At 72.7% G+C, this 24,400-nt stretch carries 20 protein-coding genes; 10 read left to right on the top strand and 10 right to left on the bottom strand.

The annotated features are described in order from the left end of the window. Positions 1-42 precede the first annotated feature (42 nt). On the bottom strand, positions 43-1,656 hold the full coding sequence (gene lnt, locus OHS59_RS39645) for an apolipoprotein N-acyltransferase (RefSeq protein WP_328498150.1): 1,614 nt from the start codon (positions 1,654-1,656) through the stop codon (positions 43-45). 241 nt (positions 1,657-1,897) lie between these two features. Between lnt and OHS59_RS39640 the strand changes: the two genes are divergently transcribed. Then, a complete protein-coding gene (locus OHS59_RS39640) occupies positions 1,898-2,932 on the top strand; it encodes an O-antigen ligase family protein (protein ID WP_328498149.1) in 1,035 nt (344 codons plus the stop codon). Between the two features lie 143 nt (positions 2,933-3,075). Here the strand turns inward: OHS59_RS39640 and OHS59_RS39635 are convergent, their stop codons facing one another. Together OHS59_RS39635 and OHS59_RS39630 are read right to left on the bottom strand one after the other, a co-directional pair. Further along, positions 3,076-3,633: a hypothetical protein gene (locus OHS59_RS39635; RefSeq protein ID WP_328498148.1), complete on the bottom strand. Its 558-nt coding sequence runs from the start codon at positions 3,631-3,633 to the stop codon at positions 3,076-3,078. Between the two features lie 95 nt (positions 3,634-3,728). Beyond that, positions 3,729-4,514 (bottom strand): glutamate racemase, encoded by a 786-nt coding sequence (locus OHS59_RS39630; protein ID WP_328498147.1) that lies wholly within the window; start codon positions 4,512-4,514, stop codon positions 3,729-3,731. A gap of 58 nt (positions 4,515-4,572) precedes the next feature. Here OHS59_RS39630 and OHS59_RS39625 point away from each other — a divergent pair, with 58 nt between their 5' ends. After that, a complete protein-coding gene (locus OHS59_RS39625) occupies positions 4,573-5,745 on the top strand; it encodes a glycosyltransferase (protein ID WP_328498146.1) in 1,173 nt (390 codons plus the stop codon). Between the two features lie 19 nt (positions 5,746-5,764). Here OHS59_RS39625 and OHS59_RS39620 read toward each other — a convergent pair whose 3' ends face one another. Beyond that, positions 5,765-7,057 (bottom strand): TerD family protein, encoded by a 1,293-nt coding sequence (locus OHS59_RS39620; protein ID WP_328498145.1) that lies wholly within the window; start codon positions 7,055-7,057, stop codon positions 5,765-5,767. Between the two features lie 293 nt (positions 7,058-7,350). On the opposite strand from OHS59_RS39620, the gene OHS59_RS39615 reads away from it, so the two are divergent. The 4 genes from OHS59_RS39615 (at position 7,351) to OHS59_RS39600 (ending at position 12,041) form a co-directional block, all read left to right on the top strand. Beyond that, the gene (locus OHS59_RS39615) at positions 7,351-7,788 is read left to right on the top strand and encodes a DUF6643 family protein (RefSeq protein ID WP_328498144.1); all 438 of its coding nucleotides are present in this window, start codon (positions 7,351-7,353) and stop codon (positions 7,786-7,788) included. 46 nt (positions 7,789-7,834) lie between these two features. Continuing rightward, positions 7,835-8,659 carry an MOSC domain-containing protein gene (locus tag OHS59_RS39610; RefSeq protein ID WP_328498143.1) on the top strand — a complete coding sequence of 275 codons (825 nt, stop codon included), beginning with the start codon at positions 7,835-7,837 and terminating at the stop codon, positions 8,657-8,659. Between the two features lie 161 nt (positions 8,660-8,820). After that, positions 8,821-9,426, top strand: coding sequence for an Rv1733c family protein (locus tag OHS59_RS39605; RefSeq protein ID WP_328498142.1), 606 nt, complete (start codon positions 8,821-8,823; stop codon positions 9,424-9,426). Positions 9,427-9,605: 179 nt separating this feature from the next. Further along, positions 9,606-12,041, top strand: a complete 2,436-nt coding sequence (locus OHS59_RS39600) for a right-handed parallel beta-helix repeat-containing protein (protein ID WP_328498141.1) — start codon at positions 9,606-9,608, stop codon at positions 12,039-12,041. 18 nt (positions 12,042-12,059) lie between these two features. On the opposite strand, the gene OHS59_RS39595 is transcribed toward OHS59_RS39600, so the two are convergent. Next, positions 12,060-14,417, bottom strand: coding sequence for a hypothetical protein (locus tag OHS59_RS39595; RefSeq protein ID WP_328498140.1), 2,358 nt, complete (start codon positions 14,415-14,417; stop codon positions 12,060-12,062). A 317-nt stretch (positions 14,418-14,734) separates the two neighbouring features. On the opposite strand from OHS59_RS39595, the gene OHS59_RS39590 reads away from it, so the two are divergent. Then, positions 14,735-15,577, top strand: coding sequence for a DeoR/GlpR family DNA-binding transcription regulator (locus OHS59_RS39590; RefSeq protein WP_328498139.1), 843 nt, complete (start codon positions 14,735-14,737; stop codon positions 15,575-15,577). Between the two features lie 128 nt (positions 15,578-15,705). Next, positions 15,706-16,191, top strand: a complete 486-nt coding sequence (locus OHS59_RS39585; protein ID WP_328498138.1) for an SRPBCC family protein — start codon at positions 15,706-15,708, stop codon at positions 16,189-16,191. 57 nt (positions 16,192-16,248) lie between these two features. Here OHS59_RS39585 and OHS59_RS39580 read toward each other — a convergent pair whose 3' ends face one another. Continuing rightward, complete coding sequence (locus OHS59_RS39580) at positions 16,249-17,382, bottom strand: PLP-dependent cysteine synthase family protein (protein WP_328498137.1); 1,134 nt, start codon at positions 17,380-17,382, stop codon at positions 16,249-16,251. Between the two features lie 397 nt (positions 17,383-17,779). Here OHS59_RS39580 and OHS59_RS39575 point away from each other — a divergent pair, with 397 nt between their 5' ends. Both OHS59_RS39575 and OHS59_RS39570 read left to right on the top strand, forming a co-directional pair. Then, a complete protein-coding gene (locus OHS59_RS39575; protein ID WP_189774020.1) occupies positions 17,780-18,103 on the top strand; it encodes a hypothetical protein in 324 nt (107 codons plus the stop codon). Between the two features lie 217 nt (positions 18,104-18,320). Further along, positions 18,321-18,872 (top strand): ATP-binding protein, encoded by a 552-nt coding sequence (locus OHS59_RS39570; RefSeq protein ID WP_328498136.1) that lies wholly within the window; start codon positions 18,321-18,323, stop codon positions 18,870-18,872. Between the two features lie 203 nt (positions 18,873-19,075). Here the strand turns inward: OHS59_RS39570 and OHS59_RS39565 are convergent, their stop codons facing one another. The 4 genes from OHS59_RS39565 to OHS59_RS39550 all read right to left on the bottom strand — a co-directional run bounded on the left by OHS59_RS39565 (position 19,076) and on the right by OHS59_RS39550 (position 24,342). Further along, positions 19,076-21,637 (bottom strand): ABC transporter permease, encoded by a 2,562-nt coding sequence (locus OHS59_RS39565; RefSeq protein WP_328498135.1) that lies wholly within the window; start codon positions 21,635-21,637, stop codon positions 19,076-19,078. Continuing rightward, entirely contained in the window at positions 21,634-22,524 is an 891-nt protein-coding gene (locus OHS59_RS39560; RefSeq protein WP_328498134.1) for an ABC transporter ATP-binding protein, read from the bottom strand. The genes OHS59_RS39565 and OHS59_RS39560 overlap by 4 nt, the downstream gene beginning before the upstream one ends. After that, a complete protein-coding gene (locus OHS59_RS39555; protein ID WP_328498133.1) occupies positions 22,521-22,838 on the bottom strand; it encodes an SHOCT domain-containing protein in 318 nt (105 codons plus the stop codon). Before OHS59_RS39555 ends, OHS59_RS39560 begins: the two co-directional genes overlap by 4 nt. A 262-nt stretch (positions 22,839-23,100) precedes the next feature. Continuing rightward, entirely contained in the window at positions 23,101-24,342 is a 1,242-nt protein-coding gene (locus OHS59_RS39550) for an ROK family protein (protein ID WP_328498132.1), read from the bottom strand. Positions 24,343-24,400 lie beyond the last annotated feature (58 nt).

Genomic DNA, 24,400 nt, shown 5'->3' with positions numbered 1-24,400 from the left:
CCTGCGCGGCGTATGTCCGCCTGGCGTGTGCGCGGCGCGGGATTACAGGTCGCCGGTGCGCCGTCCTCGCACTCCCGCCGTCACGGCCCAGGCGAGGCCGCCCGCCGCGATCAGGACCAGCACCATCTCGGGCGCGATCCCGAAGCGTGTCGCGGGGGTCTCGGAGGAGCGCAGCGGCACCTTCTGGACGAGCGAGTCGGCCACGAACATGCCGGTCCGCTGGGTGATCTTCCCGTCCGGCATGATCACGGCGCTGACGCCGCTGGTCACCGGGACGGTGACGGTGCGGCTGTGCTCGACGGCCCGGATGCGGGACATGGCGAGCTGCTGGTAGGTCATCTCGCTGCGGTCGAACGTGGCGTTGTTGCTCGGTACGGAGATGAGCTGGGCGCCGTTGGTGACGGTGTCGCGCACGGCCCAGTCGAAGGCGGCCTCGTAGCAGGTCGCGAGGCCGACCTCGGTGCCCGCCATGGTGAACACGCCCGGCTTGTCGCCCCGGCTGAAGTCCTGGCGGACCATGGACGTCCAGTTCTCGTTGATGGCGCCGAGCAGCGAGCGCATCGGGAGGTACTCACCGAACGGCTGGACCTGCCGTTTGTCGTAGGTGGCGCCGGGGCCCTTCACCGGGTCCCACAGGATCTGCTCGTTGTAGAGCTTGTCGTCCTTCTCCACGACGCCGCCGACCGAGATGGGCGCGCCGATCGCACGGGCCGCCTTGTCGATCACGGCGTAGGCGTCGGGGTTGCGGAAGGGGTCGATGTCGGAGGAGTTCTCCGGCCACAGCACGAAGTCCGGCTGGGCGGCCTTGCCCGCCTTGACCTTCGCGGCGAGGCGCTCGGTCTCCCGCGCGTGGTGGTCGAGGACGGCGCGGCGCTGGGAGTTGAAGTCGAGTCCGGCGCGCGGCACGTTGCCCTGGATGACGGCGACGGTCGCGGTGCCGTCCTCGGCCCGGTCGCTGACCAGGGAGCGGGCGGCGAGGGCGCCCGCCACGGGGAGGACGAGACTGACCACGGCCACGGCGGCGGCGCCCCGGCGTACCACACGGGTGCGCCGCGCTTCGAGGCCCAGCCGGACGGTCTCGTACAGGCCGAAGCCGCACAGGACGACCGCGAACCCGAGTACGGGGGTGCCGCCCACGGCCGCGAGCGGCAGGAAGACCCCGTCGGCCTGGCCGAAGGCGATCTTGCCCCAGGGGAAGCCGCCGAACGGCATGCGCGCGCGTGCCGCCTCACCGGCGATCCACAGGGCGGCGGCCCACAGCGGCCGGCCGGGCAGCTTCGACACGGCCGCGATGCCGACGCCGACGAGTCCGACGTACACCGCCTCGATGACGACGAGCGCCAGCCACGGTCCGGGACCGACCTCGACGCCGGTCCACACGAGCAGCGGCAGCAGGAAGCCGAGGCCGAAGAGGTAGCCGAGACCGAAGGCCGCCTTACGGCTGCGGCCGTGCAGACACCAGCCGAGGACCGCGAAGGCCGGCAGGGCCAGCCACCACAGGGTGCGCGGCGGAAAACTGACGTACAGCAGCACCCCGGAGAGTGCGGCGGCGGTGGCCGGAAGCAGCCGTCGCGCCAGGCGAACCATGCGCGAAACGGGCCGGTCCTGCGGTTCGAGCTGTTCCGGCTCGTCTACGGAGGTCGCTGTGACGGTCACTCGGGGAGTGTACGGCGCGTGACCGCGGCGCCGACAGCGCGGTCCCCGACGCCTGACCAGGCAGCCACCGGCACTGACCGCACGTTTACCCCTCACTTGCCGCATCGTTTCTGCGCAACTCGTCCACAAACCGGCGCATCACCCGTTACGGTGTGCCGGAGCCTTCGACGTACGGGCCGTTTCCGGCCGGGCGGGCGGGGGGCGTCACAGGTCGGGGGGCGTCGGGGTGGGGTCCACGGGGATGGCTTCGGCGACCGGTCCGGCGTCGGCACACGAGAGACGCAGCGCGGCGGACGCGACGGGTGTCGCCGTCCTCGGAGCGTGCGCCGCCTGGTCCCTGATCACGGCCGCGGCGCACGGCGGCCGGCCTGAAGGAGTCCTGCTCGCGGTGCTCGCCGTGGCCGCCGGCTACGCGGTGGGGCGGATCTGCGGCGAACTCCTGCCGGTGGCCGTTCCCAGCGCCGGCGCGTTCGCCGGACTCGGTCTGGCCGTGGCCGCCCCGCACATCAATCCCGGTACGCAGATGACCTCACCGCTCGGTCAGACCGGCGCGACCGCCGCGCTGCTCACCCTCTCCGCGGGAGCCGCGTGCTGTGCGGCCTGGGCGGCCCGCCCGCCGGGCCTGCGGCTCGGTCTGCGACTGCTGGCCGCCGGTATCGCGGTCACCGCGGCCGTCCTGGGATCGACGTCGGGCTTCGTGGCCTGCCTCGGAGTGCTGCTCTGCTCGCTCGCCGCCGACCGTATGCACCGCCGTGCCGTGGGGCTCGGCGGGCTCGCGCTCGCCGTGGCGCTGGTGACCGGGGCGACCTGGGCGATAGCCGAGAACGGACTGCCGGACGGCCTGACCTCGTCCCTGGAGGGGCAGCTCACCCAGCACCGGGTGCTGCTGTGGCACGACGCGCTCGACCTGGCGGGCCGGGAACCGGGGCTGGGTGTCGGCCCGGGGCGCTTCGCGGAGCTGAGCCCGACCGTCACCCAGGCGCTGCCGCCGGACGGCAAACCGCATTCGGCGCCGTTCCAGCAGGCCGCCGAGCAGGGCGTCCTGGGTGTGGTCCTGCTCGCCGCGGTGTTCGGCTGGGTCCTGTACGCCCTGTGGAGGTCACCGCGCCCCACGCCGGTCGTCCTGACCGCGGGCGCCGCGCTGACGGCACTGGCCGCGATCGCCGCGGTCGGCAACGCGTTGAGTTTCACGACGGTCACGGCGGGCGCGGGCCTGCTCGCGGGCCTGGCCACGGCGCGTCCCGCACCGACGGCGCCGACCGTCCCCACGGGGTAGACGGCGGGCCCACGCCGACCGGTGACCAGTGTCTAAGGGGTCTACGGGTACGGCCGATGGCGGCGGCCGAGGAGTGAGCGGGTCCGGCTCACGGCGGCAGCTACGGAGTGAGCGCGTCCGGCCCACTGCCGCAGGCCGAGGAGTCAGCGGGTCCGGCCCACCGCGGCGACCTTCAGCCGGTCGCGGATCACTCGTACCGCCGCCTCCGCGTTGTCCACCGTGATGGTGAACGTATGGCCGTCGCCCAGGAGGAGCACCAGGCCCTCGCCGCGCCGGACGACCACGGCGGTGCCCTGGTCGGGCCGCCAGCGGTAGCCCCAGCCGCCCCACTGCCGCGGGGTGACCCGGGGCGCGAAATCGGCGCCCGTGATGTGGGAGAGGGGGATGCGGCGGCGCGGGACACCCATGTGGCCGCAGCGCACTTCGAGGCACTCCTTGTCGACCTTCACGGCGACGTGCACGAAGGCGAGCGTGCCGAAGAGGACGAGCAGCCCCGCTGCGATGCAGCCGACCACGGACATGGCGAGGGCGGCGATGCCCGACGTCCATGTCGAGTCGACGGCCAGCTCGATGCCCAGCGCCAGGCAGGCGGCGCCGATGCAGGCGAGCAGCCACTGCATGCGGTTGGACGCGCGACCGTGCCAGACCTCGGTGTGCGGGGCGTCGGCAGCGCCCTGTTCGCCGTGGGGGTGGTCCGTCATGCCAATGAGCGTACTCATGTTCCGCGGAGCGGGCACCTGATCGCGGACCGTGACTGTCGCGCGAGGAGGCGAGGCTTCCGCCGGACGGGCGCCGGTCAGCGTGCGGGGCTGACCGCCTGGAGCAGTCGGCCCTCGGCGTACGTCAGCGCGGTGTCGGGCAGTACGCCCTCCCGTCCGCCGAGCAGCACCGTGAGTGTGCCCTGGTCGGGCGCCTGTGGGGCCGCGGCCTCGCCGGTCCGGCGCAGTGCCTGGGCGGCCACGGCACCGGCCGAGCCGTGCAGGACGAGCGGTGGCGTGCCGGGCCGCTGCACGGCCGCGCGGATGCGCTCGGCGACCAGTTCGTAATGGGTGCATCCCAGGACGACGGTCGTCACGTCGTCGGGGGTGAGGGCTGCGGCCGCCGCGATCGCGGTGTCGATGGCCGCGTGGTCGGCGTGCTCGACGGCGTCGGCCAGTCCGGGGCAGGGCACTTCGGTGACGCTCACACCGTCGGCGAACTCACGGATGAGTCCGCGCTGGTAGGGGCTGCCGGTGGTGGCGGGCGTGGCCCAGATCGCGACGGGTCCGCCGCCCGCCGCGGCCGGCTTGATCGCGGGGACCGTGCCGATGACCGGCACTCCCGGCTCCAGGCGGGCCCGCAGGGCGGGCAGAGCGTGCACGGACGCGGTGTTGCAGGCGACGATCAGGGCGTCGGGCCGGTGCGCGGCGGCGGCCTCCGCGACGGCGAGGGCGCGTGCGGTCACGTCCTCGGGTGTGCGGGGCCCCCATGGCATGCTGCCGGGGTCCGAGGAGAGAACGAGGTCCGCGTCGGGTCGCAGTCGACGTACCGCGGCGGCCGCCGCGAGCAGTCCGATTCCGGAGTCCATGAGCGCGATCTTCACCCGGTCACCATAGTCGATCCGCCTCGACGGGCCGCCGTGGTGGGGCAGACTGCGGCGGGTGAGCGCCCTCGCGTGGACCGCTGTCGGATCACTGGCCGCCTGGCTGTGGCTGCTTCTCGGCCAGGGCTTCTTCTGGCGTACGGACCTGCGGCTGCCGCCGCGCGGGGAGCCGGACACCTGGCCGTCCGTGTGTGTCGTCGTACCGGCGCGCGACGAGGCCGCCGTGCTGCCCGAGAGCCTGCCGTCGCTCCTCGCGCAGGAGTATCCGGGGCGGGCCGAGGTCTTCCTGGTCGACGACGGCAGTTCGGACGGCACCGGGGAGCTGGCCCGTGAGCTGGGACGGCGGCACGGCGGACTGCCGCTGACCGTCGGTTCGCCCGGAGAGCCCCCCGCAGGCTGGACCGGCAAGCTGTGGGCCGTACGGCACGGCATCGGCCTGGCACGCACGCGCGCACCCGAGTTTCTGCTGCTCACGGACGCGGACATCGCCCATGCGCCGGACAGTCTGCGGGAGTTGGTGGCCTCGGCCGTGACCGGGGACTTCGATCTCGTCTCCCAGATGGCCCGGCTGCGCGTGGAGAGCACCTGGGAGCGGCTCGTGGTGCCGGCGTTCGTGTACTTCTTCGCGCAGCTGTATCCGTTCCGGTGGATCGCGAAGAAGGGCTCGCGGACCGCCGCCGCGGCGGGCGGCTGTGTCCTGCTGCGCGCCACGGCCGCCGAGCGGGCCCGGATTCCGGACGCCATCGGGCAGGCCGTCATCGACGACGTGGCGATGGCGAGGGCCGTGAAGGGCTCCGGAGGACACATCTGGCTCGGGCTCGCCGAGCGCGTGGACAGTGTGCGGCCCTATCCGCGGCTGCACGATCTGTGGCGGATGGTCTCGCGCAGCGCGTACGCCCAGCTGCGGCACAACCCGCTGCTGCTGGCCGGCACCGTGGCCGGCCTCGCCGTGGTGTACCTGGTGCCGCCGGTGGCGCTCGTCGTGGGCCTCATGGCGGGCGCCCACCTGGCGGCGGCGGCCGGAGGACTGGCGTGGCTGATCATGACCGCGACGTATCTGCCGATGCTGCGGTACTACCGGCAGCCGCTCCTGCTCGCCCCGCTGCTGCCGTTCACGGCCCTGATGTACCTCTTCATGACGGTGGATTCGTCGGTGCAGCACTACAGGGGGCGCGGCGCGGCCTGGAAGGGCCGCACCTACGCCCGCCCCGACGCGGCCCCCGGCCCCTGAGCGGACCCCCCGGGCCGGCCTACTTCCTGCCCGGGGTCCAGTTCATGCCCCAGCCGTAGGCGTAGTCCACGGTGCGCTGCGGGCTCACGCCCCGGTCGGGGACGAGGAAACGTGCCTCTCGCTGGACGACCAGGTCGTTGCCGGTGTTCGTGATGAGGGCGAGGGCGCACACCGTCGAGGGGACGGTGCACTCGCCGAGCGAGAAGTCGACGGGCGCGCCGTGCAGCGGCTGGAGGGTCACCGTGGCGTCCAGGTCGGCGAAGGAACGTGCCCCTTCGTAAATGGTGACGAAGATGAGGATGCGCCGGAAGTACTGGACGTGGTCCAGGTTGACGCTGATGTTCTCGCCGCTCGACGAACCGCCGGTGCGGTCGTCGCCGTCGAGGTGGATGAACGGGGGCTGGTGCAGCGCTCCGAAGGCGTTGCCGAGGGCCTGGACGACACCCTTGCTTCCGTCGGACAGCTCGTAGAGGGCGCACAGGTCGAGGTCGAGGTCCGCGTGCATGGCGACCGCCCGGCCCAGCTTGGCCTGCCATCCCGAGAACTGCTTGCGCACCGTCCAGTTCAGGTTCACCCGCATCACGCCCGAGGTGCCGCCCTGCTTGGTCAGCGAGACGGACGGGGTCTCCTTGGTGAGCGTGACCTTGGTCAGGCGTACCGGGGCCGCGGGCGGGGCGGGGGGTGTCGGAGGGGCGGGCGGCGGCGTCATCGGCGGGGCGGCCGTGACCGGCGGGGCGACGGGTGCGGGGGCCGGTCGCGCGGGGGCCGCGGGGGCGGGCTGCGCCGGCTGCTGCGGCTCGTCGACGGTGATGCCGAAGTCCGTGGCCAGGCCCATGAGTCCGCTGTCGTAGCCCTGTCCGACCGCACGGAACTTCCAGGCGCCCTGTCTGCGGTAGAACTCGCCGAGCACGAAGGCGGTCTCGACGCTCGCGCCCTCGCTGTCGAAGCGGGCGACCTCCGTGCCCGCCTGTGCGTCGAGGACGCGGATGTAGAGCCCGGGGACCTGTCCGAACGTGCCGCCGTCCGAGGAGGCGGCGAGCACCACCGTCTCGATCGCGGGCTCCACGCGCGCGAGGTCGACGAACAACGTGTCGTTCACCTGGCCGCCGGCGTTGTTCTTCCCCTCGTGGCGCACCGCGCCGGAGGAGTGCGCCGGCTGGTTGTAGAACACGAAGTCCGCGTCGGAGCGGACCTTCCCGGACGTCAGCAGCAACGCCGAGGCGTCCGCGTCGGGGACTCCGGGACCCGCCCGCCAGCCCAGCTCGACACGGAGTCCGGTCGTCGGCACCGGAACGTTCGATCCTTTAGGCATTGACATGTCCGCCCCCATCGGGTGTCTCCGCGACGACCGTGTCTCGGTACGTTCGTCCGTTCTGCGCCAACCTAATCCCCCGAGCGGCGAACGCCCATGACCGGACCCGGGAGATCGGTGGCCGACCCGCGGGTAACCCACCCGGAACTCGGCCTTTACACGATCCGTGCACTTCCCGCTGCCCTTTTTCGCCAAGTTCGCTCACATTGAGGGTCCCACGTCACTGCCGACACGGAAAACAACCCTCTTATCGGTCTCCCCAACCGGCAGATCGTGGGCTTAACTTATGTGCCATGACCTCCCCCCGCTCCACCTATGGCGGCGGTTACTACTCCGCCTCCTTCCCGGACACCCCGATCTACGACTCCCTCGTGGCCGAGCGGGGAACCCCGCAGATCGCCCCGATCCGGGTCCCCGCGGCCTACGACACCGGCGGCAACCTGCCCGCGCTCCAGTCGGCGCTGCCCGCTCTGCCCGCCGCACCGTCCCCGCAGGCCCCCCAGTACGGCTACCCGCAGGCCCAGCAACCCGCTCCGCTGCAGCAGGCCGCGGCGCCGTACATCCCTCAGCAGAACGCGCCGCGTGGCTACCCCGGTCCCCAGGCACCTCAGCAGCAGCGCCCCATGCCCGGCGGCGGCACCGGCTACGAGGCGATGCGTCCCGCGGCACCTCGTCCGGCCCCCGCGCCGTACCAGGACCCGTACAACAACCAGCAGTACCGCGGCTACTGAGGGCGATCCGGCGGAGGTTGTCGGTGCCCTCCGGCAGGATGACCTCATGTCGAAGCCGGTACTGCACTCGATCCACGTCTATCCGCTGAAGGCGGCCGCGGGGCACGCCCCGCGCGAGGCCGTCGTGGAGCCATGGGGTCTGGCGGGCGACCGGCGCTGGGTGCTGACCGACGAGAAGAACAGGATCATCACCCAACGCCAGCACCCGCGGATGGTGTCGGTCTCGGTCGAAGTGGCGGCCGGCGGCGCGATCCTGGTGTCCGCGCCCGGCCGTGAGCCGCTGAGCGTCCCCGTGCCCGGACCCGGCGGCACCACGACGGTGGAGATCTGGAACGACAAGGTGGAGGCGGTCCCCGCCGGGGTCACGGCGGACGCCTGGTTCAGCGACTTCCTCGGCATCGCCGTGAGGCTCGCGCATCTCGACGACCCGGCCACCCGCAGGCCCATCGATCCCGGATTCGCGCGGCCGGGCGAGACCGTCAGCTTCGCGGACGGCTACCCCCTGCTCGTCACCACCCTCGCCTCGCTCGAGGCTCTGAACACACTGATCGCCCAGGGAGACCGGCCCGAAGAGGGCCCGCTCCCCATGAACCGCTTCCGGCCCAACATCGTGGTCGGGGGCACCGGCGCCTGGGCCGAGGACGGCTGGTCCCGGATCGCCGTCGGCGAGGTCGCCTTCCGCGTCGCCAAGATGTGCGGACGCTGTGTCGTGACCACCACCGACCAGACGACGGCCGAGCGCGGCAGGGAGCCGCTGCGCACCCTCGCACGTCACCGCCGTTTCGGCGACAAGCTGATCTTCGGGCAGAATCTCGTACCGGAGTCTCCCGGCTCGGTCCGGATCGGCGATCCGGTGCGGATCCTCGAATAGGCCTTCGGCCGGGGAACACCCACGCCGGGCGCGGCCGTTGAGCCTGTGTGAGAAGTTCATGAGAGGCCGACAGGAGAGGTGATTTCGCTCTCTCTTGCCCGGCCCCGCGCGTGAACGGCTCCGGTGGGGGTTATCACGGACGCGGAAGGGGGTGCGGAGCGGTGCGGGCAATCCGGGGACTCTGGCGGTGGCGGCACAACCCGCTTCGGCGTACGACGGATCTCGTCGAGGCATGGCTCGCGCTCGGGGCACTTCTGCTGATCCTGGTCGCGGCGCCGCTGGTCGGCTGCCTGGTCGGCGGGCTCGCCGAGGACGTCCTCCAGCAGTCGGTGCGGGAGCAGCGCGAGCAGCGCCACCCGGTGGTCGCGGTCGTCGACAGGGAAGCGGACCGCACTCCGCTGGACCCCGACCCCGAGACGGCCTCCGGACGTGACTCCCACAGCCGGGTGTTCGCCCACTGGACGGCTCCGGACGGTGCCGCGCGGCACGGTACGGCCATGGCGGACCTCAAGGCCCCGCAGCGCGGCGACCGCTTCACGGTGTGGACGGACGAGCAGGGCCGAATAGTGGGCAGGCCGCTGGACACCGCGACCGCCGCGACGCATGCCGTCCTGGCCGGATTCGGCACGGGCGCGGCCTGCGTGGGCCTCGTCGAGGGCACCCGGCGTCTGCTGGTCTGGCGCATGGTGCGGCGCAGGTACGAGCGCTGGGACCAGGCCTGGTCCCAGGCCGGGCCGGACTGGGGCAGGACAGGCACGGGCAGCTGACGGCCTCCGCGCTCCGGTCAACCGCGCGGCCCCGCGCACGCTACGGTGGACCGGCCGAGGTGTTCGGCACCGTCATGAGAGGCTGTTTCTCGTTCCCCGCGAGCCGAGTTGACGCGGCCGCGTGTCGGGAACACCGCTTCTCAGGACCCGCGTACACGAGGTGGGGGCACAGCAGCGCCATGGCACAGGGCACGGTCCAGGTGACGCACACCGGCACGTCGCGGTGGCGGCGCCGCACAGGTGAGTACGCATCGCTCGCCGCCGCCCTGGAGGCCGCGGCCGACGGTGACGTGCTCACCATCGCCGCCGGAACCTACCGGGAGAACCTCGTCATAGAGCGGGCGGTGACACTGCGCGGCCCCGAGGGATCGGCCGGTTCCGTGCGCATCGCGCCCGTCGACGGAGTGCCGCTGACCGTGCGCGCGTCCGCCGTGGTCCAGGACCTGCTCGTGGAGGGCCAGGACTCGGCCGCCCCGGCGCTGCTCGTGGAGGAGGGCACGCCCGAACTGATGGACATCCGGATCGTCACGCGGTCCGCGGCCGGCATCGAGGTGCGCGGCGGCGCGCGCCCGACGGTGCGGCGGTGCACGGTGGACAATCCCGCGGGCGTCGGCATCTCCGTGCTCGACGGCGGGGGCGGGGTCTTCGAGGAGTGCGAGGTCGTGGCCGCCGGTCAGTCGGGCGTCTCGGTGCGCGGCGGTGCCCATCCGCGTCTGGAGCGCTGCCGGGTGCACCACACGGCGGGCGCGGGCCTGTCGGTGACCGGTGAGCAGTCCGCCCTCGAAGCGGTGGGCTGCGAGGTGTACGAGGTCAGGGGCAGCGGCGTACAGATCTCCGCGCGGGCCACGGCGCACCTCACGGACTGCGACGTGCACCGCACGACCTCGGACGGTGTCACGCTCGACACGGACGCCGTGCTGACGCTCGCGGACTGCCGCATCCACGACATCCCGGAGAACGCGGTCGACCTGCGTTCCCGCTCGGTCCTCACCATGACCCGTTCCACCGTGAGCCGGTTCGGGCGCAACGGCCTGTCGGTCTGGGATCCCGGCACCCGCGTGGACGCCAACCAGTGCGAGATCCACGACAGCACGGGCGACTACCCCGCGGTGTGGGTCAGCGACGGCGCGACGGTCGTCCTCGACTCCTGCCGGGTGCACGACGTGCCGGACGCCATCTTCGTGCTCGACCGCGGCTCGCGCGCGGACGTCGTCGACAGCGACATCTCGCAGGTCCGCAACACGGCCGTGTCGGTGAGCGACGGCGCCACCGCGCAGCTCGACGACTGCCGGATCCGGGAGGCCGCGACGGGCGCCTGGTTCCGCGACCACGGCAGCGGCGGGACGCTCTCCGCCTGCACGATCGACGGCACGCAGACGGGCGTGATCGTCACCAAGGGCGCCGATCCCACGATCGAGCGATGCACCGTCACCTCGCCCGCGGAGGCGGGTTTCTACGTGTCGGCCGGCGGCCGCGGCAGCTTCCACGGCTGCCGGGTGACCGGCAGCGGCGGCTACGGCTTCCACGTGATAGACGGCTGCCGGGCCACCCTGAAGAAGTGCCGCACGGAGCGGTGCGCGCGCGGGGGTTACGAGTTCGCCGACGCCGGCGGCGACCAGGCGTCCGGCACCGGGCCCCTGGTCGAGGACTGCACGAGCGACGAGAGCGCCCACGCGCGGACCCCGGCCCCGGAGCCCGCCGTACAGACCTCGGGCCAGTCCTCCGGTCTGCTCGGGGTCATCCCGGGCCAGCGCGTCACCGAGCAGGAGCCGCTGGTGGCCGCCACCGGGCCCGAGGAGCCCGTGCGCTCCTCGGAGGCCGTGCTCGGCGAGCTGGACCTGCTGGTGGGCCTCGACAGCGTCAAGCGCGAGGTGCGGGCGCTCACCGACATGATCGAGGTGGGCCGCCGCCGCCAGCAGGCCGGTCTCAAGGCGGCCTCCGCCCGGCGCCACCTCGTCTTCACCGGCTCCCCCGGCACCGGCAAGACGACGGTCGCCCGCCTGTACGGGGAGATCCTGGCCTCGCTCGGTGTCCTGGAGAAGGGGCATCTCGTCGAGGTGTCCCGTGTCGACCTGGTCGGCGAGCACATCGGGTCCACGGCGATCCGTACGCAGGAGGCGTTCGACAAGGCACGCGGCGGCGTCCTGTTCATCGACGAGGCGTACGCGCTGTCGCCGGAGGACTCGGGGCGCGACTTCGGCCGTGAGGCGATCGACACGCTGGTGAAGCTCATGGAGGACCACCGGGAGGCGGTCGTCGTGATCGTCGCGGGCTACACGGCCGAGATGGAGCGCTTTCTGTCGGTCAACCCCGGTGTGGCGTCCCGCTTCTCACGGACCATCACCTTCAACGACTACGGCTCCGAGGAACTGCTGCGGATCGTGGAGCAGCAGGCGGACGAGCACGAGTACCGGCTCGCGCCGGGTGCGGACCAGGCGCTGCTCAAGTACTTCACGGCGATCCCGAAGGGGCCCGCGTTCGGCAACGGCCGCACCGCGCGGCAGACCTTCGAGGCGATGGTGGAGCGGCACGCGGGGCGGGTCGCCCAGCTCGCCGAGACGAGCACGGACGACCTCACCCTGCTGTACGCGGAGGACCTGCCGGAGCTTCCCTGAGCGCCGGGTCCCGCCGGCCTACGCCGAGGACTGCTCCGCCCCGGGGCCCGGTGGCTCCTCGGCCTCGGCGCCCGGCCGCGGCGCCGGGATGTCCGGCCTGAGCCGCGCGAGAAGCTTCTCCCGCTCCTCGGCGAAGACGGGATCCGCCTGGTAGTCCGAGTGTCCGAGGATCGGCGCGGGCAGTGGGTGCTTCTCCGACCGGCAGTACGCGAGAGGGTCCTCCAGTGCCTCGCGGTCGACCTCGGGGCCGCAGTCGCCGGGCAGCCGCATGGGACCGCCGATGGGGTCGGTGGCCCGGTACAGGTTGCGCCAGCAGTCGACGTCCCGGTGCAGGCCGCCGAGCGCGGCGGGGCCGAAGTGGGCCGGGAACCAGCGCCCGTAGAGCCGCTCCAGCGGTGAGCCGTAGGTCAGCAGCGCGACCCGCTTGCGCACCGATGGTTCGAGCTGCCAGGCCGCGGCGGCGGCGAGAACGCTGCCCTGGGAGTGCCCGGAGAGGACGAGACGTCCGCCCGTCTCGCGGGTCCAGCCGGCGATGCGCCAGGTCAGGTCGGGTACGGCGCGCTCGGCATAGCACGGGGGCGCGAAGGGATGTGCCGCGCGCGGCCAGAACGTACCGACGTCCCACAGGATGCCTATGGTGCGGCGGGCGGTCCGGTCCTTGTAGGCGCGGCGGCCCCAGGTGACGAACAGTATGAAGCCGACGCCGATCAGCCAGGAGCCGAGCGCCTGCGCGGTCTCGGCCGCGCCCCGTACGACGGGGTACGTGCCGTGGGCCGCCTCGCCCGGGGCGTCTCCGGTGGCCATGGCGCCGGCGAGTGCCAGCCCGCCGAGGATCAGCGTCACGACGGAGGTGACGCCGATGATCCGGGGCGCCCGGTCGGTCAGGGAGGCCATCGCGCGGATGCCCGCGATACGGCGGGTGGTGGCCTCGTCCTTGGGCTGGTCCTCGTAGGCGAGCTCCACCGCGGCCGACTCGGTGCGGCGCAGCACCACCGTGCGCCGGGCCAGCCAGCCGACGAGAACCACGAGGACGAGCAGCAGGGGCGGGATGACGGACGCCTGCCAGGTCAGCAGCACGGGCGGTCCCGGGATCGTGCCGCCGGTGCCGTCCAGCCAGTCGGCGACCCGCTGGGAGACTCCCCCGGACATCACCCCGCCCAGCGCGCAGGCCAGCATCGCGACGGCGGGCCCGGCAAGGCCGCGCATGGCGGTACGGGGGTCCGGCTGGGCGCGGTAGAGGACGTGGGCCACGACGCCGAGAGCGATCACGAGCAGGCACTCGACCAGTGCGATGGTGCCGAAGGTGGTGTCGCCGGGCAGCCGGGCCCGCGACTGCCAGCCGGGGCGCGACCAGCCGGCGTACACGAGGGTGAGGACGAGCAGGGCGAGCGAACCGAGGGGCAGCCTGCGTACCAGGGCCGCGTCGAGACGGCGGTCGAGCCGGTGCTCACTGCGGCCCCGGCTGCAGACGACCCACACCACAACGGCCGCGCCCAGTACGCACGTTGCGCTGAGGAGCCACCCGAGTGCCTCCAGGACGGCCGGCCCGCCGCTCTCGCGGTCGTGGCGGGCGGCGGCCGTGCCGACCGCCGCGGTGACCGTCAGCAGAGCCGCGGCGGTGTGCGCGACCCGCAGCCGGGCGACCAGCCGGCGCCCGTACCAGAAGCCGGGGCGGCCGAGTCCGGCCCTGCTGGTCTCCTCCTCCGGATCGCTCTCACGCTGCCTCGGCTGCTGGGACTCGTACGCGGTCCAGGTGCGGTGCGAGAGGTACCAGAGGAGACCCGTGAGGGCGGCCGGTACCAGTGAGGCGAGGGCGAGGCGGCGGCCGGGCTGGCTCCACCAGCCGCCGTCGGAGACCGCCGGGGACAGGAAGCCGAGCCAGGAGTGTTCCTCGGCGCACGCGCGCGTGCCCGCGCACTGCCAGGCGGCCAGGTCGAGGGCGACCTCGCAGGCCGCGGCGACCAGCAGCACCGTGAGGGTCAGTCCGGCCAGGCGCACGATCATGCCGTAGAGGCGCACCGCCGGCTTTCGGTTGTCGCTCACCGTGGGCCGCATCCAGTGGGCGAGGTTGACCACCATGAACGGCAGGAGCAGCAGCCACAGGGCCCGGGAGCCGTTGCCCGAGGTGAGGTTGCACCAGACGTACGCCTCGGGAACCGGCTTCCCCTGGTAGTCGGCGGGCCGCCGTACCGCGTTCGTCTCCGCCTCGACGTCGTCGGCGCGGCGGAAGACCGCGGCCGTGTCGTCGCCGGTGATCCGCACCGTGCGCGGATCGTTCAGCATCTCCTGGGGCGTCGTGCCACCGACGCCGTGGACCAGGAGTTCGAGTGCGGTGTCGGCCGCCGGCCGCCGCTCGGAACCGTTCGCCTCGTTCATCGGGGCGTGCCCCTGTAGACGCTCCACTGCAGTGTTTCCCCCGTACTGCCCGTACGACATGTGTCATGTCCAGATACAAGGATCTCCTCTGCTGACGCTCCGCGCACCACTCGTCACCGAATCTCCCCGATCCGTGTGACAGGGCCGGACGGTAGATGGCAGCGTGACGTGTGCGCGTCGCCACAGGCAGTGGCGCGACGCCCTGTGGCCCGTGCGAGGATGGGGCGTCCCGTGGTCCACAGGTGAGGGGAAAGTCCTTGTCGGAGGGGGTTCGGCAGCATGTCGAGCGGGTCGAGGCGAAGGGAACCGGAGCGGACGTGAGCGAGAATCAGAACCTGCTCGCGGAGCAGCGGCGTGCTCTGATCCTGGACGAGGTCCGACGGCGGGGCGGCGTCCGCGTCAACGAGCTCACCAGGAAGCTCGGCGTGTCCGACATGACGGTCCGTCGCGACCTGGACGCGCTCGCCCGCCAGGGTGTGGTGGAGAAGGTGCACGGCGGCGCGGTCCCGGTGGTCGAGGCGAGTACGCACGAGCCGGGCTTCGAGGCCAAGTCGGGTCTGGAGCTGACGGCCAAGGAGGACATCGCGCGGGCTGCCGCGGCGCTGGTGGCGCCGGGTACGGCGATCGCGCTGTCCGGTGGCACGACGACGTACGCGCTCGCCCATCAGCTTCTCGACGTGCCGGATCTGACGGTGGTGACCAACTCGGTGCGGGTGGCCGACGTCTTCCACTCGGCGCAGCGCACGTCGGGGCAGCGGCAGGGTGCGGCGACGGTCGTCCTGACGGGCGGGGTGCGCACGCCGTCGGACTCGCTGGTGGGTCCGGTCGCGGACCAGGCGATCGAGGCGCTCCACTTCGACGTGCTGTTCCTCGGGGTGCACGGCATATCGGTGGAGGCGGGCCTGTCCACACCGAACCTCGCGGAGGCCGAGACGAACCGGCGCCTCGTGCAGTCCGCACGGCGTGTCGTCGTGGTCGCTGACCACACCAAGTGGGGCACGGTGGGGCTGAGTTCGTTCGCCGCGCTGGAGCAGGTCGACACGCTGGTCACGGACGACGGACTGCCCGCCGAGGCGCGCTCGGAGATCTCCGAGCACCTGCGGCGCCTGGTGGTGGCGGGCGAACCCGAGGCCGAGGACGAGGACGCGCCGGACGCCTGACGTGTCCCCCGGGGCGTCCATGAGCAGTACAGACATCTGACGTACCGCCGGTTATGGTGGCCCTGCCTCGCCGACGGTCGTGTCGCGGGGCCGCGTTCCGGACTCGTTCCCGCGAGGGGGTCGTACGCATGGTCCGTCGGCTGCGCTCCGTGGAGCTCGACTTCGTCGAGACCGCTCCCGTGCGTCTGGTCTTCGCGAGAGGGGTGGCCGCGTCCCCCGAAGCGGTCTACCGCGCGCTGGTCGAGGATGTCGAAGGCTGGCCGGAGTGGTTCTCCGCCGTCTCGTCGGCGCACTTGGCCGATGACGGCTCCCGACGGCGGATCCGTCTCAGGGGCGGCACGCGCTTCGAGGAGACGATCGTCGCGGCCGAGCCCCACGAGGTGTACGCGTACCGCGTCGACGTGACGAACGCCCCGGGTGTGCGCGCCCTGATCGAGGAGTGGCGACTCACTCCGGACGGCGCCTCCGGTACGCGGGTGCGGTGGACCCTGGCCGCCGACGGCACGGCGGCGTTCCGCCTGGTGATGAAGGTGAGCCGGGCAGGCCTGGGCCGGGCGTTCCGCGACGCGGTGGGGAAGCTGGACCGGCGGATCGGTTCGACGCGGGCACTCTGACGCACACCCGTCCCGGAGGAGGCGACGCGGCTGCTCATCGGGCCGCCGCGCGGGCGCTCAGTCCGGCCAGATCCCGGTGGCCAGCAACGAGTCGATCGTGGCCGCGTAGGGCGCGATGTCCAGTCCCTGACCGGCCAGCCAGTCGTCCGAGTAGTACTTGTCCAGATAACGGTCCCCGGGATCGCACAGCAGCGTGACCACGCTCCCGGTCCGCCCCGCCGCCGCCATCTCGGCCACGATCTTCAGCGAGCTCCACAGGCCCGTGCCGGTCGAGCCGCCCGCCTTGCGTCCGATGGCCTGTTCCAGCGCCCGCACGGCCGCCACGCTCGCCGCGTCCGGCACCTTCATCATCCGGTCCACGGCGCCGGGTACGAAGCTCGGTTCCATGCGCGGCCGGCCGATGCCCTCGATGCGCGAACCGCAGTCGGTGGTGACCTCCGCGTCGCCCGTGGTCCACCCCTCGAAGAAACAGGAGTTCTCCGGATCCGCCACGCAGATACGGGTGTTGAACTGCATGTAGTGCACATAGCGGGCGATGGTCGCCGAGGTGCCGCCGGTCCCCGCGGTCGCCACGATCCACGCGGGCTCCGGATAGCGCTCCAGCTCCAGCTGACGGTAGATCGACTCGGCGATGTTGTTGTTGCCGCGCCAGTCCGTGGCCCGCTCCGCGTAGGTGAACTGGTCCATGAAGTGACCCCCGCTCTGAGCCGCGAGGGCCGCCGACTCCGCGTACATCGTCCGCGGGTCGTCGACGAAGTGGCACCGGCCGCCGTGGAACTCGATCAGGCGGCACTTCTCGGGGCTCGTGGTGCGGGGCATGACGGCGATGAACGGCACCCCGATCAGCTTGGCGAAGTACGCCTCGGAGACGGCCGTGGAGCCGCTCGACGCCTCGATGACGGGGCGGCCCTGCCGGATCCAGCCGTTGCACAGGCCGTACAGGAAGAGCGAGCGGGCCAGCCGGTGCTTGAGACTGCCGGTGGGATGGGTGGACTCGTCCTTGAGGTACAGGTCGATTCCCCAGCGCTCGGGCAGGGGAAAGCGCAGGAGGTGGGTGTCGGCCGATCGGTTCGCGTCGGCCTGCACCTTCCGTACGGCTTCTTTGAGCCAGTGCCGGTACTCCGCGTCGCTGTGATCGACATCGAGTGTGGCCGTCGGCTCGTGGGGGCGGGCCTGCTGTGGGGTGGTCACGGCGGGGCTCCTTCGGGTGGTGCCGACGTCGGGTCGCACCGTCGGACACCTCGATCATAGGCACCCTTGCGCACGCTTCTCACCTGCATAAACACTCCTTTGAGGACCTCAAAGGGACTGCTGGTGCAGTCGGTCACGGAGGGGTCGGGGGGCGCATTCACGCGAGTGCGCCGAAGGGCATGTGCCACGCCGTGATGCGCACTGGTGCTCGACGTCCTGCGCGGGCAGACTGCACGCACAGGACGCAGGTCCCGGCGGGACGCACAATGGGACAGCGGAACGGCGCGCGCGCCGTGCGCACGACGGGGCACGTCCCGGATTCACCACGGGGCACGCCCCTTGTTCACGACCGTATGCATGACGGGGCACGACCGAAGCGCACAAGGGGGCGGGGCACATGGCGGAGCCGGAGTTCACAGCCACAGGCGTGCGGATCGGGAAGCGGCTGCGTTCGCTCACCCGGGCCGGGCAGGTCCGGATCAGCGACGGCAGGCTGGAGTTGCTCACCAGTTACGGCAGTGAGATCGACAGCGCGCCGGTGCAGGCGGTCCGGGCGTCGAAGCCCTGGTTCGCCCACGAGGACCGGGCGCTCGCGGACGTGAACGGCACCCGCTATCTGCTGACCCTGGGCGACCACGATCCGGCCCCGGGAGAGCCCGGTCCGCCGGCGGCCCGCCGGTTCATCGAGGCCGTGCGCAATGCGGCGGGGCGCGTGCGCTGAGCCCCGAGCAGGCCGCGGTCCGCCCGGCCGCCGAGATCGCCGCGAGTTGCGGGAGCGCACCTCCTGAGCCACTCTGTTGTCACGTCACTCTGGGTTTACCGGCGATAACGCTGCGAACCAGCCCGCCGGCCACCGACAGCAGGCGGTCGGCGCGCGCAGGCAGCCCGCTGGATCCGCACTCGTCTTCTTCCGGACCTCAATTCGGGGAGTCGCAGCCGTGATCAGCCAGCCAAGCAGGCATTGCACGGTAGAGCTTCACGCTCTGCCGTCGCGGATCGGCCAGGTCCGCAGAATCGTATCTGCGCAATTGCGCTACTGGCATCTGGATCCGTTGATAGACCGGGCCGCACTCGGCGTGACCGAGCTGTTGACCAACGTCCATCTGCACGCCCGGCCGGACAAGTTGTGCACCGTCGAGATCGAGCTCCTGCTCGACCGGCTCACGGTCTCGGTGCACGACCGCGACCCACGCCTTCCCGAGGTGCGGGACGCCAACGCCTCCGCGACCTGCGGGCGCGGCCTCTCCATGGTCGCCGCGGTGAGCGAGAGCTGGGGTGTGCGGCCGAACGGCGAGTCGGGCAAGGTCGTGTGGTTCACGCTGACCGCGCCCTCTCCCACTGCGCCGATGCCCGTGTGCCCGCCGTACGCGGCGGTCGCCGAGTCGCCCGCGCGTGGCTTCGCGGAGGTGGAGCATGCGGGTGCCGCGCTGGGGTCCGCGTCTGCCCTGGGGGGCGGACACGCTCCCGCCCGGTCGGCCGTTGCCGGCTGACCGGGCGGTGACAGGTTGCTCTGCGGTGCGGGGGTGGGGGTCGGGTCTTTCGCCCCCGCCGCCCCTACCCGTTCCCGTCACGTACTCAGGGGCTCCGCCCCCGAACCCCCGGTCCTCAGACGCCGGACGGGCCATGAATAGCCCGTCCGGCGTCTGAGGACGAGCGCGACAGGGGGTCTGGGGCGCAGCCCCAGGGGCGGGCCTCACTCCACGGCGATCGCCCGCAGCACGTCAAGGCGTGCTGCGCGTCCAGCCGGGCGCAGGCCCGCGAGCGCGCCGGCCGCGAGGCCCACCGCGGCTACCACGAGCAGCTGGACCGGCGGCACCGCGAAGGCGAAGGCGCTGTTCGACGCCCCGTCGGACGCCTTGACGAGCACCCAGCCGAGGAACCCGCCGAGCGCGAGCCCTCCCACCGTGCCGAACGCGGCCACCAGCACCGACTCCCAGCGGACCATGGCGCGCAACTGCGACCGGGTCTGTCCGACGGCCCTCAGCAGACCCAGTTCGCGGGTGCGTTCGTGGACCGCGAGGGTGAGTGTGTTGGTGATGCCCAGCAGCGCGATGAGCACCGCGAGCGCGAGCAGCGCGTAGACCAGGGTGAGCATCATGTCGATGGCTCCGGCCGAGGACCGGGCGTACTCGTCACGGGTCTGCACCTCGGGGTTGCCGTACGCCGTGGCGACCTTCTCGACCGCCGCCTTGCCCTCGGAGGCGCTCACGCCGTCGTCGAAGCTCACGGCGACGAGCGTGTCGGAGTCCTGGGTGCGGTGCGGGGCCCAGGCCCGGCGGGTGATGACGTACTCGCCCGCCAGCTCGGAGCGGCCGTAGACCGCGCGGACGGTGAAGGTTTCCGTCGTGCCGTCCGTGAAGGCGAGCCGGGTGGTGTCGCCCGTCCTGAGGCCCTGTTTGTCGGCCTCCTGCTCGGTGACGGCGATACCGTCGTCGCCCAGGTCGCGCATCGAGCCCCGTACGTCGCCGAGGTCGAAGGTGCGCTGCAGCGCGACCGGGTCCGTGACCGTCAACGCCCGTCCCCTGCCGTCGACCTCGGCCACCCCGCGGCCGAGCCCGACCGCCGTGTCGATCTCCGGCCGCTCCGCGATGGCACCGGCGAGCGCGGGGCTCAGTCCGCTGCCGCCCGCGCCGAACGACGGGGTGCTCACGACGACATCACCGGCGAAGGACCGCGACACGGTCCGGTCCATGGTCGCCTTCAGCGAGGCGCCGAAGACCGTGAACAGGGACACGACGGCGACGCCGATCATCAGGGCACTCGCGGTGGCCGCGGTGCGCTTGGGGCTGCGCAGCGCGTTGCGCCCGGCCAGCGCGCCGGTGACGCCCCGCAGCCGGTCGAGGGGGACGCCCAGGACGCGTACGGCGGTGGTCGCGGCGACCGGGCCGAGGACCACGAAGGCGGCGAGCGCCAGGACCGCGCCTCCTCCCGCGAGCCACAGGGACGGGCTGACGACGACGCCGGTCAGGGTGACGGCGACCGCCAGCGCCGCCAGTCCGGTACCCCCGACGGCGCGGGTCCGGGACGCGCCGGACCGGTCGACGGACGTCTCGCGCAGCGCGGCCAGTGGCGCGGTGCGTCCGGCGCGTACGGCGGGCAGCAGCGCGGAGCCGAGGCAGACCACGACGCCGACCGAGAGCGGCAGGACCATGGACAGTGCGCCGATCACCAAGTCTCCCTCGGGGAAGGGGAATCCGATGGCCGGGAACAGGGCCTGCAGCCCGGCGGCGACACCGATGCCGCCCGCGAGACCGGCCGCGGACGCGACCACGGCGACCACGCTCGCCTCCACCAGGGTCGACGCGGTGACCTGGCGGCGGGAGGCGCCGAGGGCGCGCAACAGGGCGTTCTCACGGGTGCGTTGGGCGACGACGATCGCGAAGGTGTTGTGGATGGAGAAGGTCGCGACCAGCAGCGCCACACCGGAGAACACCAGCAGGAACGTGGTGAACAGCGTCAGGAACTGGCCGGAGATCATGTCGGTGTTCTCCTCGGCCAGCTGCTGACCGGTGATCGCCTCGACACCCTTGGGCAGTACGGGCGTCAGGGCGTCGACGAGTTCCCGCTGACCGGTGCCGGGTCCGGCCCGTACGAGGATGCTCGCGGCCTCGCCGGGCCTGGCGGTCAGGTACTTCTCGGCGTCGGAGCGCGTCATACCGGTGAAGGTCACCTGCGCCATGCCGTCCTCGCCCCCGAAGGTCGCGAGGCCGACGACGGTCACCTCGACGGGGTCGGGCGTCCGCAGGGTCGTCGTGTCACCGATCCGGAGGTCACCTTTCTCGGCCGCGCCCCGGTTGACGACGACCTCGCCGGACTTCGAGGGGGCGCGGCCCTCGGCCAGGCGGTAGGCGTTCAGCTCGGGGTCGTCGATCCAGTTGCCCGCGAGGGTGGGCGGGCCCTGGCCGCCGATGGGCTCGCCGTTCGCGCCGACGAGCTGGCCCGCGCCCTGGATGTCGGGCGCCGCCGCCGCGACACCCGGCGTCTTCTCGACGGCCGCCACCAGATCGGTGTCCACGGGCTGCCGTACGCCCTGGCTCTCGCCCGGTGTGGTGATGGTGTCGGCGCTGCGGACCACGGCGTCGGTGCCGCTCGTGGCGTTGCCGAACATCGTGTCGAAGCCGGCCCGCAGGGTGTCGCCCATGACGAGGGTGCCCGCCAGGAAGGCGACACCGAGCAGCACCGCCAGGAAGGTACCGGCGAAGCGGCGCTTGTGGGCGCGCAGCGAGGAGACGCTGATCCGTACCGACGCGTTCACGACGGGGCCCCCTTGCTGTCGAAGCTGTCGAACTCGCCATGGACCCTGCCGTCGGCCTTGCTGTCGGCCCTGCCGTCGGCCTTGTTGTCGAAGGCTTTCAGCCGGTCCAGGACCCGGTCGGCCGTCGGGGACTCCATGCGGTCCACGAGGCGGCCGTCGGCGAGGAAGACGACCTCGTCGGCGTGGGCCGCGGCGACCGGGTCGTGGGTGACCATGACGACGGTGCGGTCCATCTGGCGTACGGCCCGGCCGAGCAGGTTCAGGACCTCCTCGCCCGAGCGCGAGTCGAGGTTGCCGGTCGGTTCGTCGGCGAAGACGACCTCGGGACGTCCTGCGAACGCCCTTGCCACGGCGACGCGTTGCTGCTGACCGCCGGAGAGTTCGGCGGGCCGGTGGTGCAGCCGGTCACGCAGTCCGACGACGTCCACGAGGGCGTCGATCCACTCGTCCGACCCGCCGGAACCGTCGGACCCGCTCGAAGAGCCGCCGCCCCTGCGGCCGGCGAGGTCCAGGGGCAGCGTGATGTTCTCCGCGACGGTCAGCGTGGGTACCAGGTTGAAGGCCTGGAAGACGAAACCGACGCGGTCGCGCCGCAGCAGCGTGAGACGGCGGTCGTCGAGCGTGCCCAGCTCGGTGTCGCCGATGAAGGCGGCACCCGACGTCAGGGTGTCCAGGCCCGCCGCGCAGTGCATCAGCGTGGACTTGCCGGAGCCCGAGGGCCCCATGATCGCGGTGAAGCGTCCGGCCGGAAAGGTGACGCTCACCCCGTCCAGGGCCCGTACGGCGGTGCCACCACCGCCGTACACCTTCACCGCTTCGGCGACGCGCGCCGCGGTCCGCGTGGTCCTGGTGACGGTCGCCGAGGCTGCCGGGGGTGCCGCGTTCATGCCGCACCGCCCTTGCCGGTACGTCCGAAGCGCTCGTCCGCGGTCGTCCGTCCGAACTGCTCCTCCAGGACGGACAGGCGGCGCCAGTACTCGTCCTCGTCGATCTCGCCGGAGGCGAAGCGCCGGCCGAGCATCGCGATCGGCGAGTCGCCGGACGGGCGGGTGGGGTCCGGGCCGTGCCAGGGGCCGCGGCGGCCACGCCACACCGTGCGGCGCAGAAGGGTCACGACGCCGATCACGACGGCCGCCCAGATCAGCGGGAAGAACAGGATCCACGGGCCGGGCCCGCCGTCCCAGTGCGCCAGGGTCTGCATCTGAAGTCATCTCCTCGGGTGTTCCGGGAATTCCGGTGTTCCGGTGATGCTTCGAGGCTCACGCCGTGAGGGGGTCCGGGTCGTCGTACGGCCAGCGGCAGTACGCGTACCTCCGTGGGAGTACGAACGGGGACTTCAGCTGCTCCTCGCTGCTTCGGCTGCCCCTGGTTTCCGTGACCGGCCCCCGGCCCGGTGGCGCTCCGGCAGGCAGCCGGGCCCGGTGGCCTGCCCGGCTTTCGACGGGCCGTCACGTGCCAAGGTCTCAGGCCTGTGCCAGGGCCCTGATCGGGTCGTCCAGCACCGGCTGCCACGCCAGCTCGGCCGCGCCCACCAGGCTGTTGTGGTCCAGCGTGCAGGCCAGGATGGGTACGCCCCCGCTCTGCCCCCACAGGCTCCGGTCGGCCACCACGGCGCGCAGCCTCTCCGGGTCGGCGTCGAGGAGGGAGCGGTGCAGGCCGCCGAGGATGATGCGGTCCGGGTTGAGGATGTTGACCAGGCCCGCGAGGCCAAGGCCCAGCCGGTCGATGAGTGCCTCGACGGCGGTGCGTACGCCCGGGTCGGCGCGGTGGTCGCGGATCAGCTCGTTGGACTGCTGGAGCAGTGACACCTCGGGGCCGGGGTCACGGCCGGCCGCCGTCAGGAACGCCAGGGGGTCCGCCTCGACGTCCAGGCAGCCCCGGCTGCCGCAGTGGCAGGGGCGGCCCTCCGGGTTGACCGTGAGGTGTCCGACTTCGAGCGCGAGGCCCGAACTGCCCGTGTGCAGGCGCCCGTCGAGGACCAGCGCACCGCCGACTCCCCGGTGCCCGGTCGCGACACAGAGCAGGTCTCGGGAGCCGCGCCCCGCGCCGTGCCGGTGTTCGGCGAGCGCGGCGAGGTTGACGTCGTTGGCGGCGAACGCCGGACCGGTGATGCCGGCCGCGCGGACGCACTCCGCGAAGATCTCCCGCACGGGCGCGCCGGCCGGCCAGGCCAGGTGGAGCGGGTTGAGCGCGGTGCCCTCGGGTTCGGCGACGGCCGACGGGACGGCCACTCCGGCGCCCACACAGCGGCGGCCGGTCTCCCGGAGCAGTTCGGCGCCCGCCTCCACGACCGAGCTGAGCACCTTCGCCGGGTCGGCGTCCACGGTCTCGCAGCCGGGTGCGGTAGCCACGATCCGGCCGCCGAGGCCGACCAGGGCGGCGCGGAAGCCGTCGGCGTGCACCTGGGCGGCGAGGGCGACCGGGCCGTCCTCGGCGAGTTCGAGCCGATGTGAGGGGCGGCCCTGCGAACCGGCCGCGGCGCCGGGGCGGGCGTCGACGCGGATCAGGCCGAGCGCCTCCAGCTCCGCGGCGACCGCTCCCGCCGTCGCGCGGGTGACGCCCAGCTCGGCGGTGAGCACGGCCCGGGTCGGCGCGCGTCCGGTGTGCACGAGTTCCAACGCGGGCCCGAGCGCACCGCGCCCTCGGTCCAGCCGCGTCCTGGTGCTTCCTTCTCCCACCGCTCCGGGGGCCGCATTGCCGCTCATGAGGGCGAGTCTCCCATGATCCGGAGGCCGGGTGACCGGCCAGTAGCCGGGCGGGAGT

It is taken from the genome of Streptomyces sp. NBC_00414 (assembly GCF_036038375.1).
Lineage (GTDB): Bacteria > Actinomycetota > Actinomycetes > Streptomycetales > Streptomycetaceae > Streptomyces.
This window is presented reverse-complemented; position numbering and strand designations above follow the sequence as displayed.

What these genes read in the sequence shown, in the direction of transcription:
- OHS59_RS39640 (WP_328498149.1), top strand. Translation starts at nt 1,898, where the DNA reads ATGGCTTCGGCGACCGGTCCGGCGTCGGCACACGAGAGACGCAGCGCG.
- OHS59_RS39635 (WP_328498148.1), bottom strand. Translation starts at nt 3,633, where the DNA reads ATGACGGACCACCCCCACGGCGAACAGGGCGCTGCCGACGCCCCGCAC.
- OHS59_RS39620 (WP_328498145.1), bottom strand. Translation starts at nt 7,057, where the DNA reads ATGCCTAAAGGATCGAACGTTCCGGTGCCGACGACCGGACTCCGTGTC.
- OHS59_RS39615 (WP_328498144.1), top strand. Translation starts at nt 7,351, where the DNA reads ATGACCTCCCCCCGCTCCACCTATGGCGGCGGTTACTACTCCGCCTCC.
- OHS59_RS39610 (WP_328498143.1), top strand. Translation starts at nt 7,835, where the DNA reads ATGTCGAAGCCGGTACTGCACTCGATCCACGTCTATCCGCTGAAGGCG.
- OHS59_RS39600 (WP_328498141.1), top strand. Translation starts at nt 9,606, where the DNA reads ATGGCACAGGGCACGGTCCAGGTGACGCACACCGGCACGTCGCGGTGG.
- OHS59_RS39595 (WP_328498140.1), bottom strand. Translation starts at nt 14,417, where the DNA reads ATGAACGAGGCGAACGGTTCCGAGCGGCGGCCGGCGGCCGACACCGCA.
- OHS59_RS39585 (WP_328498138.1), top strand. Translation starts at nt 15,706, where the DNA reads ATGGTCCGTCGGCTGCGCTCCGTGGAGCTCGACTTCGTCGAGACCGCT.
- OHS59_RS39575 (WP_189774020.1), top strand. Translation starts at nt 17,780, where the DNA reads ATGGCGGAGCCGGAGTTCACAGCCACAGGCGTGCGGATCGGGAAGCGG.
- OHS59_RS39560 (WP_328498134.1), bottom strand. Translation starts at nt 22,524, where the DNA reads ATGAACGCGGCACCCCCGGCAGCCTCGGCGACCGTCACCAGGACCACG.
- OHS59_RS39555 (WP_328498133.1), bottom strand. Translation starts at nt 22,838, where the DNA reads ATGCAGACCCTGGCGCACTGGGACGGCGGGCCCGGCCCGTGGATCCTG.
- OHS59_RS39550 (WP_328498132.1), bottom strand. Translation starts at nt 24,342, where the DNA reads ATGAGCGGCAATGCGGCCCCCGGAGCGGTGGGAGAAGGAAGCACCAGG.